General features: G+C 48.2%; 9 protein-coding genes. 5 read left to right on the forward strand and 4 right to left on the reverse strand.

What is annotated here, in order from left to right:
* Nucleotides 1-390 precede the first annotated feature (390 nt).
* Both BGO59_RS19735 and BGO59_RS19740 read left to right on the forward strand, forming a co-directional pair.
* The gene (locus BGO59_RS19735; protein ID WP_293685948.1) at nucleotides 391-1,617 is read left to right on the forward strand and encodes an exonuclease SbcCD subunit D; all 1,227 of its coding nucleotides are present in this window, start codon (nucleotides 391-393) and stop codon (nucleotides 1,615-1,617) included.
* Nucleotides 1,614-4,721, forward strand: a complete 3,108-nt coding sequence (locus BGO59_RS19740; RefSeq protein WP_293685950.1) for an SMC family ATPase — start codon at nucleotides 1,614-1,616, stop codon at nucleotides 4,719-4,721. The genes BGO59_RS19735 and BGO59_RS19740 overlap by 4 nt, the downstream gene beginning before the upstream one ends.
* Nucleotides 4,722-4,769: 48 nt before the next feature.
* On the opposite strand, the gene BGO59_RS19745 is transcribed toward BGO59_RS19740, so the two are convergent.
* Nucleotides 4,770-5,498 carry a nuclear transport factor 2 family protein gene (locus BGO59_RS19745; RefSeq protein WP_293685952.1) on the reverse strand — a complete coding sequence of 243 codons (729 nt, stop codon included), beginning with the start codon at nucleotides 5,496-5,498 and terminating at the stop codon, nucleotides 4,770-4,772.
* Between the two features lie 353 nt (nucleotides 5,499-5,851).
* Between BGO59_RS19745 and BGO59_RS19750 the strand changes: the two genes are divergently transcribed.
* The 3 genes from BGO59_RS19750 (at nucleotide 5,852) to BGO59_RS19760 (ending at nucleotide 9,128) form a co-directional block, all read left to right on the forward strand.
* Nucleotides 5,852-6,901: an alkaline phosphatase D family protein gene (locus BGO59_RS19750; RefSeq protein ID WP_293685954.1), complete on the forward strand. Its 1,050-nt coding sequence runs from the start codon at nucleotides 5,852-5,854 to the stop codon at nucleotides 6,899-6,901.
* A gap of 249 nt (nucleotides 6,902-7,150) precedes the next feature.
* Nucleotides 7,151-7,981, forward strand: a complete 831-nt coding sequence (locus tag BGO59_RS19755; RefSeq protein WP_293685956.1) for a hypothetical protein — start codon at nucleotides 7,151-7,153, stop codon at nucleotides 7,979-7,981.
* Entirely contained in the window at nucleotides 7,968-9,128 is a 1,161-nt protein-coding gene (locus BGO59_RS19760; protein WP_293685958.1) for a hypothetical protein, read from the forward strand. The genes BGO59_RS19755 and BGO59_RS19760 overlap by 14 nt, the downstream gene beginning before the upstream one ends.
* Before the next feature lie 82 nt (nucleotides 9,129-9,210).
* Here the strand turns inward: BGO59_RS19760 and BGO59_RS19765 are convergent, their stop codons facing one another.
* The 3 genes from BGO59_RS19765 to BGO59_RS19775 all read right to left on the reverse strand — a co-directional run bounded on the left by BGO59_RS19765 (nucleotide 9,211) and on the right by BGO59_RS19775 (nucleotide 12,607).
* A complete protein-coding gene (locus BGO59_RS19765; protein WP_080054266.1) occupies nucleotides 9,211-10,026 on the reverse strand; it encodes an SDR family oxidoreductase in 816 nt (271 codons plus the stop codon).
* A gap of 110 nt (nucleotides 10,027-10,136) precedes the next feature.
* Nucleotides 10,137-11,189, reverse strand: coding sequence for a carboxylesterase (locus BGO59_RS19770; RefSeq protein ID WP_293685961.1), 1,053 nt, complete (start codon nucleotides 11,187-11,189; stop codon nucleotides 10,137-10,139).
* Nucleotides 11,186-12,607, reverse strand: a complete 1,422-nt coding sequence (locus BGO59_RS19775; protein ID WP_293685963.1) for a methyltransferase domain-containing protein — start codon at nucleotides 12,605-12,607, stop codon at nucleotides 11,186-11,188. The genes BGO59_RS19770 and BGO59_RS19775 overlap by 4 nt, the downstream gene beginning before the upstream one ends.
* Between the last annotated feature and the right edge of the window lie 39 nt (nucleotides 12,608-12,646).

The following is a 12,646-nucleotide window of genomic DNA, read 5'->3' on the forward strand; positions in this document are numbered from 1 at the left end:
ACTTTTTGCGGTTTGTCAAGTAAAATCTGAAAATATTTTTTTGACTTGATTTTCAGGGGCTTATACTTAACTTGCTGATTGTTAAGCGATTGCTTTCTCAATCAGCCCCGTTTCTTTCGATTTGGGACTGCAAAGGTAGGGGCTTTTTTCACCCTTGTCAAGACCTGCCCCTAAAATAGTTTTGAGCTAGTATAGCTATCAGTAGCTAAGTAGCTGATAGCTGGTAGGTTATCTGACAAATATTTTTTTAAACTTTTTTCAAGAGCACTTGTTTCCTTCTGTTCTCAGCAAAGAAAGCATGCCAAACCTGGTTTGTTAGTCAATTAAACAGGCTCTATGGGTTATATTGCATCTTTCTTTTGTCGCATATAAGTTGCGTCAACATCTATAATGAAAATATTACACACCGCCGACTGGCACCTGGGAAAACGCCTTCAGGATTTTCAGCGGCTTCAGGAACAACAGGATGTTTTGGCAGAAATCATCCAAATCGCCGACCGCGAACAAGCCGATCTGGTTTTAGTGGCTGGTGATTTGTTCGATACCTTCAATCCTGATCCGAAAGCAGAAGACTTATTATATAGTACGCTCAAAGAGTTGACGGCGGGTGGGAAGCGAACGGTTGTCGCTATTGCTGGTAATCATGATAATCCGGATCGGATTGAAGCGCAGGATCATTTCGGTCGGGAATGTGGAATTTTGTTTGCGGGCTTTCCTAAAACCATAATTCGTTCCCATGAATTAAGCTGCGAGGCTAAATTACTTCAATCAGCTCCGGGCTTTATCGAATTGAAGCTTTCTCAATTCGATTCGCCGGTACGAATCATTCTGACGCCTTATGCCAATGAAACCCGGATGCAGGCTTATTTCGGCATGGCTAACCAGGATGATGAGTTCCGGCAACGTTTAGGCCATCATTGGGCAACATTGGCTGATGCTTATATGGACGATAAAGGGGTTAATTTACTTATGGCTCATCTTTTCATGATGAAGCGCGGAGGAGAACAGCCCGAAGAGTCGGAGGATGAGCGCAGCATTTTACAGGTTGGTGGCGCTTCGTTAACCTATACCGATATGATTCCTCCTCAGGTACAGTATGCAGCATTGGGTCATTTGCATCGGCATCAGGAATTAGGCGGAGGCCCCTGTCCGGTTGTTTATAGTAGTAGTCCATTGTCCTATAGTTTTGCGGAAGCCGATCAGCAGAAATATGTAGTCTGTATTGATGTGGAGCCTGGGCAACCCGCCGTTGTAACACCCATCGCTTTACAAACGGGAAAGCGACTGCTACGGCCACGGTTTAAACGAGTCGATGAAGCGGTTGACTGGTTGACCCAGAATCCGAACTGTTACGCTGAAATCACGCTGCAAACCCCAACGTACCTGACCAGTGAGGAGCGACGTCAGCTTCAACAGGCGCATACATCCTTAGTGACGATTATTCCGGATGTTCGGGATATTGACGAACCTGAACAGGTAACAACGCCTGCTATTGATCTAACGCAAAGTATTGAATCGCTTTTCGCGAATTATTTTAAAAGCCGAAACAAAGGGCAGGAACCCAATGACCGCCTGCAACAATTGTTTCGGGAGATTTTAGCTACCGAACCTGAATGATTCCTATTAAACTGTCGATCCAGGGCCTTTATTCGTATCAGGATGTACAGACCATTGATTTTCAACGACTGATCAGTTCCAATGTCTTTGGCATATTCGGGCGGGTGGGCAGCGGCAAAACATCGCTTCTGGAAGCCATCAGCTTTGCCTTATATGGAGAAACTGAACGGCTGAACAGTCGCGACAACCGCCAGTATAACATGATGAACCTGAAGTCAAATCACCTATTGATCGACTTTGAGTTCCAGGCTGGCCCTGACCAGCAATTATATAAGTTTGTTTACGAAGCCAGGCGGCACCCAAAAAAACACCATGAAATCAATCCCGGTGAACGGCGCCTGTTCGTTCGTCAGGAGAACGACTGGCAACCGCTGGGCAACGAAAAAGAAGACGTTTCGGTACTGACCCGGCAGATTCTGGGCCTCGACTACGATAATTTCAAACGGACAATCATTATTCCGCAGAACCAGTTTCGGGAGTTTCTGGAACTTAGCCCGGTTGAGCGGACCAAAATGATGAACCAGTTATTTAAACTGGATCAATACGATTTGTCGGGACGAGTCAGCAAGCTCAATAAAGCCAACGATGATCAACTCGCCGAATTACGCGGATTGCTGGCTCCGCTGGAAACCGTTACGCCCGAATCGATTACGCTGGCAGAGAATCATATTGCTTCGACGCTGGATGCCGTCCGAACCAAAGAGGCCGAAATTGATCAGCTAGAATCGGTCGAACGAAAATTGGTGCAGGCTCAATCCCAGACGCAGACACTGACGAATCTGCAACGCGAACTGGGGATTCTGCAAACTCAGGAAGCTACTTATCAACGTCTTCGGCAAACTATTGCCCTGTATGAAACCTGTCGACTGGTGTTCCAAAGCGATTTGGTCGGTCTACGAAAATTGCAGGATAAGCAAACGGGTCTGTTGCAGGCTGAAAAGAAAGCGTCGGAGCAGCTCTCAGACTTGACGGGCCAGTTGGTGGGGTTCCAATCGGTGTACGAAGCGACGAAAAAAGCGTATGAAGGTCGTGGTCATTTGCAAAAGCAGATTGATGAACTCGACACGGTACAAACTATACGAACGGTACAGGAAGCAGTTGCGCTCCAGCAGCGGAAACGTCAGCACATTATCGGTCGGCTTGAACAGACACAGGAAGCCATTGAGCAGCATAAAACCAATCGAAAAAAGCATCAGGCGCTTACCGAAGGGCTGTTTGGGCAAACATCAGAATTGGAGCGGCTTTATCAGATTGAAAAATGGTTTGCCGTTTACAAGCCTTTAAAGCAACAGGCCGATGACTTAGACAAGCAGTATGCCGACTACGAAGCTACGATCAACGAGATTAAACAACGAAAAGATACGTCTCTGCTGAGCTTCCCCGCCGAATGGGGCCGTTTTACCCTCAAAACGCTTCCGGCACAGATTGATTCGGAACTGATTCAATTAAAATCGGCCCGGAAAGCGCACGAAAAGGCTTATCAGAACGCATTCGTTCAACAGGAGCTAAGCCAGTTTACCGAGTCGTTGACTGAAGGGGCTCCCTGCCCACTGTGTGGTTCCGAACATCACCCCATTCGGCACCAGTCCCGAACAAAGCCCAACCTGGAAGCGATTCGGCAACTGGTAACCGAAAGTGACAAAGCACTCCAGGCAATTAGTCAGCAGATTGATGATACAATAGCACTTCGGCTCACAATTGAAGGACTGGAAAAAGAGCTGCGTAGTGCTTTGGAGAATAGTAAACGATTGATTCAGGAGCGGACTGCCGTGGTGCAGCGACTGACCGAACACGAAGATGCCTTTATCTGGACTGACTTTGATAAACGCCAGGAATCTGACCTGACGGATGCCATTCGGCTGCAAAGTGACCAGCAGAAACAATTGCAGGAAGCTCAGAAGGCCATCCAGGAGTTGACAAAGCAGATCGAAAGTCTTGAAGCAACTAAGTGGGAGGAAGAGCAGAATTTGAATGTATTCGACAAAGAGATTGCTGGACTGAACGGGCAGTTGAAAACCGCTGTTGAATCACTCGAGAATTTTCGGCTGATCGAAGTACAACAGTGGGATTTAGGCCAGATCACAGACCTGCGCGATTCGCTCATCAACGCCTACGAACAAACGAAGAACAATTTTGAAACGGCCGATAAGCAGAAGGCCGACGCCGAAAAACGACAGGCGACCCTAACCGAACAGCATCAGCAAGTCACCCATCAATTAGCGGAGTTAGTAGCTGACATCAAGGATCTTGAAGATGTTATAACCCAGAATCTGGTTAAGCAAAACCTTACCCGTGATGTAGTCGAACAGGTTTTACAGAGTACCGTCGACATTGATCAGGAACGGAGTCGTATTAATGAATACGACAAAAAATGTGCAGGGTTACGCAAACAGATTACCGATTTGGAGAGCGACCTTGCCAAATCGCCCTTCGACCCGGTCGCCTTGCAAACGGTTCAGACTCAGTTACAGGCCTTACACAAACAGAAAGACAACCTGAATAAGGAAATTGGGCAGCTTACTAATGTTCTGACAACGCTGAAACGCCAGTGGACCGAGAAGCAGGAGCATCAGAAACGATATGATTTGCTTGATCTTCGGAAACAGGATTTAAAGAAGATGGACGAGATGTTCCGGGCGCAGGGATTTGTCAATTACGTTTCGTCGGTATACCTGAAAAACCTCTGCGAATCGGCCAATGATCGTTTTTTCAAGCTGACCAACAACCAACTCAAACTGGAACTTGACGAGAAAAACAATTTTCAGGTACGCGATTACCTCAATGGGGGCGAAGTACGAAGTGTAAAAACGCTCTCAGGAGGGCAAACCTTCCAGGCCGCTTTATCACTGGCACTGGCGTTATCAGACAATATTCAGCACCTGACCAAAGCCAAACAAAACCTCTTCTTTCTGGATGAAGGCTTTGGCACCCTGGATAAAGATTCGCTGCAAACAGTCTTCAAAACCCTGAAGTCACTCCGTTCTGAAAACCGGATTGTGGGTATTATCTCGCATGTAGAGGAGTTACAGCAGGAAGTAGATACCTATATCCGGGCTGAAGCCACAGAGAACGGCAGCCGGATTATTCGCAGTTGGGAGGAATAAACTTAGCTTGACCCATCTCTTTCTAGAAGATGAGTCAAGCTAAATACCCTACTTCAATCCCCAATGCTCCACAATCAGTCCTTCGTCCAGCCGGAAAACATCATAGAAGACAGTCGGTTTCTGCTGCCACGTCCCTGACGACTGAACCACGACAAAATCTCCTTCGGCAATGATCCGAAGTACGTTTTCTACTGTCTGTTGGGCCGGTTGTTGCTGCAAATAGGCTTTTAAACCCGAAAGGCCATTGGCGATTTCAGGGCGATGCTGTTTAAGCGTATCAGCAACGAAGTCAGGCAGCTTTTCTAGCTTACGCTTTATGAAAACCTGCTCTATAAAATCGGCAACGCGGGCTTTATTCTGGCTTGTTGATTCTGGCGTTTCGTGGGGTAAAGGCCCATCTATAAGCGCGTGCCCATTCAGCGTGATTTCGGGCTGGTCGGCCATAGCGTCCCAATGCTCCACAACCTGTCCATCCCGAAATCGGAACAGGTCAATAACGGCTTTCTGTTTACCCGCCCAGCCAAAACTCATGTTCGTAACCACATAGTCGCCTTCGGCAATCAGGCGTATAAAGGGTACCGATGTCGTAGGCGGTTTAGGCATCTGCTTCATATAGGCAAGCGCTTCCAGCAAACCTGCCTTCCCAGGTTTTACGGTTGTACTATGCTGGATATAATCGTCGGCGATGATTTGTTCGGCAAATGTCAGGTCGCCCTCCCTTACCGCCCGACGGTAGAAATCGCGAATGATTGATTTATGAATGGTTTCTTTTTCCATGATGTTTTTCTTAGAGATTGATTGCCTGGCTGTCGTGCATGAAAACAACAACCAGAAGGAAGGATGTCAGACACGACATCCCCGTGATGAAATGACCCGATTTCATCGATTAGCTATTAGTTGATACGAGATTGATAACCGATGCTTAATCGTTGGTATAGATTAAGCCTTTCGCTACACAGATTAGTGCAGCTAAACCGATGCAACCTGCCAGAACGTAGCAGTCGTTGTCGGCGCAAATCGGTAATAGGTGATGCGATCTTTCAGTACGGCAAAGTTAATAAATCTTGAACAAGCGCCAGAATCGGAAGTGCCTATTTACTTTTACTACCCGAACCATTCGAAACGTTCTGATGAAAACACTGCTTACGCTTATCTCTTTTGGCACATTGATACTGGTTGGCTGCCACTCCACGAAACCCAGCACCGCAACGAATGATCAATCCCGGTCTGCTCCAACTGCCGACCCATCCAAGCCCATGACAACCATCGCTTTCGGCTCGTGCAGCGACCAGAAGCGCCCCAAACCGCTATGGGATGATATCGTGGCACAGAAGCCTGACCTCTGGATCTGGCTGGGCGATAACATCTACGGCGATTCGGAAAATATGGATACACTCCGGGCTAAATACGCCATTCAGAAAGCCAATCCGGGGTATCAGCAGTTGCGCCAAACCTCGACGATCATTGGCGTTTGGGATGATCATGATTACGGGGTAAACGATGGCGGAAAGGAATATCCAATGCGGAAACAAAGCCAGCAGGTAATGCTCGATTTTCTGGACGTACCTACTGATAGCCCTTTACGCACGCAGGAAGGCGGTTATTCCTCGCACGTATATGGTCCAAAAGGACAACGAGTGAAAGTCATTCTGCTGGATGCCCGGTATTTTCGTGACCCGCTTAAGAAAGAGAATAAGAAAAATGTACCCGACCCCACAGGCGATATGCTGGGGGAAACCCAGTGGCAATGGCTCGAAAAAGAACTAACCAATTCCGATGCCGATGTGCATATTATTGGCAGTGGGGTTCAGGTATTACCCGAAGAGCACGTATATGAAAAGTGGGCCAACTTCCCGACTGCCCGCAAACGACTGCTGGATTTACTAAGCAAGACCAAACCCAAAGGCGCCTTTTTCATCAGTGGTGACCGCCATATGGCCGAAGTATCGAAGGTCAACATACCCGGTCTGTCGTACGACGTATATGATATTACCAGCAGCGGTCTGACACACGTATCGGCTCCACATGAGGAACCCAACCGCCACCGTGTTGGGAGCATGATTACAGAACTCAACTATGGACTAATTACTATCAATTGGGCTTCAAAGCCATTAACGGCAACGGTGCGAATCAACGGTGATAACCGGGCAACCTATTTAACCCAGGAGATGAAATTTTAGTGGAATGTCGTATCGGTTTTGAGAAACCTCTCAAGGTCAGATGTGAGCATCTGACCACACAACACGCAAAAAGGGATACGTTCATTCGTATCCCTTTTTGCATGTTGTGGCCCATCGCCAGCCTATATACGATTCACTTGACTCTTATGACACTTCAACCTGCTTTCCTGACGGTTCGTACCTGAGCCCAGAACGTTCAGTCCTCAATTGCGCTCATACTAGTGAATCCATTTTAAAACAGTAAACACCATGACACGACACACGTCAATCCTATCACTGGGTCTATTGCTCGCTTTGGCAGCCTGTCAATCCCAAACGCCCCTGCCTTCCGATACAGGGAAGCTACCCGATCAGTCGAACGACTCGATTCATGTTTTCAAAAAAACGAAAGTCAGTTGGTCCGATACCGATTATAAGGAAGTCGAATACGACGCAGCCAATGTACCCATTCGGTATACAACTCAGAATCTGTATATTCAGAACACCAATCAGGTACGTAAAGTCGTCTACAACTTCCTATATGCCAGTACCAATCGGCTGAATCGCTTGGAAGCCTCCAACGGATCGTATGTTATCTATACCTATGATGGCGACAAGGTCAAGCTTACTCAGGAGTTTTCGTCCAATGGCAAACTAACAACTACGTACACCTATCAGTATTCGCCTGATAACAAACTAACTCGGGTAGACATTACGCAGGGAGAAGGGCCGAATAAAACCGAAACTGCCCGCACGTTTGCGTATGATGCCAAAGGGAATCTAACGCAACTGGTCGACCTAAGCAAGGATGATCAGACAGGAGGATATCGGGAAGAGCTGATTACTCGTTTTGCGGGCTATGATTCGCACAAAAACGTATCGAACCTCTGGACGCTTTACCCTTTTCTGCCCAACGTAACTTTTCAGGTGAATAACCCTTCGGCGATTACGCAATTTGCGAAAGGGCCCGATGGCAAGGAAACGCAGATTCATCAGTCGGTTTATACGTACCAGTATAACGGCCAGAAGTACCCAACTGCCCACACTCAAACCGATGCCGGTGGTACACTGACCGCAACGTATTCGTATGCTGGCTTATAAACCCGATGTAAAGCCGCTCTATTTAGCCGCTATAGCTGGCTGGCTGCTCAGCTTGTTTAGCTGCCGACCCTCTGATACCGTTTCGCCTATCGACGGGAAAGACTCGGTCATAATTTACACCACTGGCTCTACACTTGACCCCAAAACCCGGCAGTATGCAGCCGTCTATTGGGAACAGGGGAAAATTCATCGGCTCGAATCAGGGTCGGCGCTGGAGACGGGATGCTACGGACTTCAGAAAGAAGGCCATGACCTCTATATCGCGGGCTATTATGTTGACGATTCAGATGAGCGAATGAAGCCCTGCTATTGGAAAAACGGTCGTAAAATTGATTTACCTATTCCTCCAAAAACAGACTACGCCAGAGCCGGAGCCCGTGACATCCATTTTTTCCAGGGCATCGGTTATATACTGGGTGATCTTGATTTACGTCCTGTTCTCTGGAAAATAAATTCGAATAGTTCACCTCAACTGATCCTTTTGAATGGGGGAGCAAATGCCATTCGGGGCGAAGAATTAAGTACGGGGAATCTAATGAGCTACCAGGACCATTTGTACATTGGTGGTATTCAAATGCTACCTCTAAACGGCAGGTCGGTAAGCAGGCCCATCTACTGGACGGTGGATAAAAACGATAGTATCCGGGTTAGGGAGGTCGATTCGGAGCCTGTCAAATCGCTGGTATTTGCCATACTTCCTACCAAACAGGGTATTTTTTCGGTTGGCGAAGTCAACGACCAGTTCGACCGATCGGCGCCCGTACCAACCATCTGGAAAAACAACTATCGGTTTCAGTTAAGCCAATCGGTCAATCCGGCTAGCCAGCGGCTACATGAACTGGCAATAGATAACCACGGGCAATTGTATCTGAACATTCTGGATTATCAACGATTTCTGCCGATAATCTGGCGCATTGCCCCAACCGGAATGGTAACCGAGATGCTACAGCCGCTTCCGGAAAATGCCAGTCAGGCATTTTGTCAAAATCTGGCTATTTCCAACGATACGATTTATTCAAGCGGGACGTACAAACTAAATAGCCTTTATCATGCCTGCATCTGGCACGACAATCAGCGTACCGAACTGGAAACCCTCGACGGTAGCTTTCTTACGTTGTCAAGGATGATTGTCGTTTCACTACCCTGATCGCGACGTACGAACAACTAAAACACGAGGGGCAGAAAGCACACAGTATATGTGCTTCCTGCCCCTCGTATCTGTATCCCAGCTATTCCTTTGTGATCAGATTCATTACTTCTTCCGAGATACCAGTCATCGAGAAACCGCCGTCGTGGAAGAGGTTCTGCATGGTCACCATGCGTGTCAGGTCGGAGAACAACGTGATAACGTAATCGGCGCATTGATCAGCCGTAGCGTTACCCAGCGGAGCCGTTTTGTCGGCAAAGTCGAAAAACTTGTCAAAGCCACCGATACCGCCACCCGCTGTGGTTTGCGTTGGCGACTGCGATACGGTATTGACCCGAACTTTGCGGTATTTTCCATACCGATAACCAAAGCTACGGGCAATGGATTCGAGCATGGCTTTAGCGTCAGCCATGTCGGTATAGAACGGGAATGTCCGCTGGGCAGCCATATAGGTCAGCGCCACGACCGAACCCCACTCATTGATGGCGTCGAGCTTATAAGCGACCTGCATCATTTTATGGAACGAAACAGCCGAAATATCGAGCGTTTGTTTGAGCCATTCGTAATTCAGATCGGTGTAGGCTTTGCCCTTACGGATGTTGGGGCTCATACCGATACTATGCAGCACAAAATCGACTTTACCGCCCAGCACTTCCTGCGATTTCGTAAAAAGATTAGTGAGGTCGTCGACCGAGGTAGCATCGGCCGGAATAATTTCGGCTCCTGTTTGTTCGGCTAACTGTTTGATTTCGCCCATGCGCATGGCAATTGGCGCGTTAGTCAGCGTAATACTAGCCCCTTCTTCTTTCGCTTTCAGGGCGATTTTCCAGGCGATTGATTGTTCGTTCAGAGCACCCGAAATGATGCCGCGTTTTCCGTTCAGTAATCCGTAAGCCATATGTATTGATCAAAAATGGATAATGATTAATGGATAATGAATAATGGATTAGTAGCATGAAGGCCACTCATTATTCATTGCACATTATTCATTAATCCCTCAAAGTTAGGTTATTTTTTTGTCGAATTGCCCTTGTGACTGAAAGCTACCCCTGCAACGGACGTTGTCGCCTGAGGCAATTTTAGCACATCGCTCATAAAAGCTTCTGTTGCCCGATACACGCCTGGTAAGTCTTTCGATGTAAAGTGCGAGGCTATTACATGCGCACCAGCATCGGGAAACGCTTCTTTTCGTTTTTTATCGGCAGGTGTACCCAATTCATCATACATCTTCAGCATGGCGGCTACCGATACCGTCTGATCCTGATGGTCTTCATCTTTATAATAATACCCTAGAAATACCGGCTGCTTCACCTGCTGAAACTGTTCGGGCGTCATGTAGGTATTGAGCATCGTCTGGAGCGTAATCAGACCGTTCGTATGGTATTTTGGCAACCAATACCGCGACCGTTCGCCACTGTAATGCGTATTAATCAGGTAATCGCCCCGAAACACCAGATCGAGAATCTGTTTTCCCCAAGGCCCCGTCACCAGTTTTAAAGCCGGATTAGCCACAGCAATACAGGGTGAATACAAGATCAGTCCGTCGATTTCGGGGTGATGGGCCGCCAGATACAACGACAGCATCCCCCCTGCCGACGTGCCCATGACGATTACTTTTTCGCCCAAAGCCTTACCGATAGCCAGTGCTTGTTCGGCCGACGCTGCGTAGTTGGCCGGTGTAATGTTTTTAAAGGCATCGGGTGCGTTAATACCATGTTCGGCTGGTCGGGCGAGGTACAGATTACAGCCAAAGCGTTTAGCAATTTCCCGATGAATGGGGTCGCCTTCGGCCCAGCTTGCCGAAAAACCGGGCAGATACACGATGCTGTAAGGCGTTTTGACTTTATGCAGGCTATCGGCCCAGACAATCCGGGCCTCATTGTCGGGCCGTACATCCGACTGATGCTCCGACTCGGCAATACGCTGCTCCAGTTTTACCAGATCGGGATCAAGTGTAATAACCTCATCTTTAACGGCATCAGGATGCGCCGTTGGCCCAACCCAATACCCTATGCCAAGGAAAATCAATATTAGACCGGAAATAGCCAATAGTCGTTTCATACGTATTCTTTTATATCCATTCGGATACGCCAGTCTTTGGGCAGATAATTATTGACCCGATTGCCGACCCCTTTTACCCAGCCCAGATTCAGCCCCTTGTACCGAGCGAGTAACCAGCCTTTGACGGGCTCGTCGAATACCAGATTTTCTTTCTTAAAGTACCGGAGCGCGTTTTCTTTACTTAGCTCAATAGCCGGTAGATTCTGATTACAGTCGGTACTGAGCGCCAGGGCGTGCGACGGAATAAAATCCTGCCCCTTGAACTGGCCCATCTCCAGGCCAAAACCTTTGTTGCGCAGGGCGCTATCCAGAAACAGAAACGTTTTTTCCAGCGATTTCGGTAAGGCCATCACATCGCCGTTGGGCTTTTCCCAGAACGAAAAATTGGCGGGATGCTCCAGCCACTTCATAGCCGTCGATGTTTCGCGCGGACGCAGGGCCCGGATGCTACGGAATGTGCGGGCATCCAGTTTGACGACCGCCGTAAAGGTCATTTTCTGAAAAACACTGATAAAAAAGCCCTCTCCCTGCACTCGATGTGGATAACATTGGTAACCAACGGAGTTATCCACATACTTTTCAACAATCTGCCAGTCTGTGGGTAAAATCAGTGGACGGTTCCTGAATCCGTTTTCAGTCAGATACCGAACATTGTCCAGATTCTCGCTGTCGTTGTAGGTACAGGTACTATAGATTAAAATACCCCGTTCGTCCAGCAACGGTATAGCCGCATCCAGAATCCGCTTCTGACGGGCCGAGCAGAGTTGCACACTCGCTTCAGACCATTCCTCCATAGCGTCCGGGTCTTTCCGAAAAAGCCCTTCGCCCGAACAGGGCGCATCGACCACAACCACATCAAAAAAGCCTGACAGATTGGTCATATCTTCGGGGTCGTGATTCGTTACCACTACGTTGGAGTAGCCCCATTTGTCCAGATTTTCCCGCAAAACTGATACCCGGCTCCGAATCACTTCATTACAAACCAGCAAACTATCGGCCGACAATGCCGATGCCAGTAAGGTACTCTTTCCGCCCGGTGCAGCGCACAAGTCCAGCACACGCAGCGGGCGACTCAGATTTACGCTTTGTTTCAGGGCTTCATAGAGTAGCATCGATGAGGCCTCCTGCACATAATAAGCACCCGCCTGAAACAGGGGATCGAGTGTAAAGCTCGGGCGTTCCGCTAAATAAAATCCCTGAACCGGGCCCTTATCGTTACACCAGGGAACCGGGCTTACATCTGTAATATCATAACCAGGCTTACGAGGGTTCAGCCGGATGCTGACGGGAGCTGGCCCTGCCAATGCTTGTTGAAAGTCAGCAAATTCAGAGCCCAGTTGCGCCTGCATCTGATCACGAAACGCTGAAGGAAGATCGGTCGGTGACCCGGTAGCCGAAGAGAGGTCATAAGCATTCATTGGACAAAAATACGGAACAGTCGCCCGGTTTTCACTAAA

The sequence above is a fragment of the Spirosoma sp. 48-14 genome, assembly GCF_001898575.1.
Classification (GTDB): domain Bacteria; phylum Bacteroidota; class Bacteroidia; order Cytophagales; family Spirosomataceae; genus Spirosoma.